This window comes from Salinivibrio socompensis S35, assembly GCF_000513715.1.
GTDB lineage: Bacteria > Pseudomonadota > Gammaproteobacteria > Enterobacterales > Vibrionaceae > Salinivibrio > Salinivibrio socompensis.
Genome location: NZ_AQOD01000233.1, coordinates 1 through 783, shown reverse-complemented (window position 1 = coordinate 783; position 783 = coordinate 1). Strand labels below are relative to the sequence as shown.

General features: G+C 48.0%; 1 protein-coding gene. It reads left to right on the top strand.

Annotated elements, in window-relative coordinates:
- Positions 1–93: 93 nt before the first annotated feature.
- The coding region (locus DZ54_RS0117295) for an IS256 family transposase (RefSeq protein ID WP_025675474.1) at positions 94–783 on the top strand (690 nt) is incomplete at its 3' end.

The window sequence follows — 783 nt, the reverse complement described above, 5'->3', positions numbered from 1 at the left end:
CCATTCATTTCGAAGGCCACTGGATTATCACATAGACGGTAGTGTTCAGAATTCTGTGTCATTTCGTTAGAATGGTCGAAAGAGGAATGATACATGACCGACAAGAAAATAGAACTCGATATGGAAGCTGCCCTAGAAGCGCTTCGTAGTGGCAAAGGTGTTACTGGCAAAGATGGCGTCTTAACACCTTTGATCAAACAGCTAACCGAAGCTGCAATAAAAGCTGAGCTAGACGCGCATTTAGAGGCTGATCTAGAGCCTAACCGAAAGAATGGCTATAGCAAGAAGACGATGAAATCCTCCGCTGGCGAGTTTGACCTGCAGACACCCCGTGATAGATCCGGTACCTTCGAGCCGCAACTGGTGAAGAAGAGCCAAACTCACTTGACTGATGATTTAGAGCGCAAGGTCATTGCCCTGTTCGCCCTCGGTAACAGCTATCAGGACATACGAACTCACATCGCTGACATGTACGATATCGAGCTCTCTAACGGCACCATAAACGCTGTTACCGACAAGCTTCTTCCCGAGCTGCAGGCGTGGCGAGAGCGCGATCTAGAATCCATCTATCCAATCGTCTGGCTGGATGCTATTCATTACAAAATCAAAGAAAACGGGCGTTACATCAGCAAAGCGATCTACACCATTCTCGGCTTAAACATCGAAGGCAAGAAGGAATTACTCGGTCTCTACCTATCCGATCAGGAGGGCGCTCATCACTGGCTGAGCGTCTTAACAGACCTGCACAATCGAGGTGTCAAAGACATTCTGATTGCCTGCGTT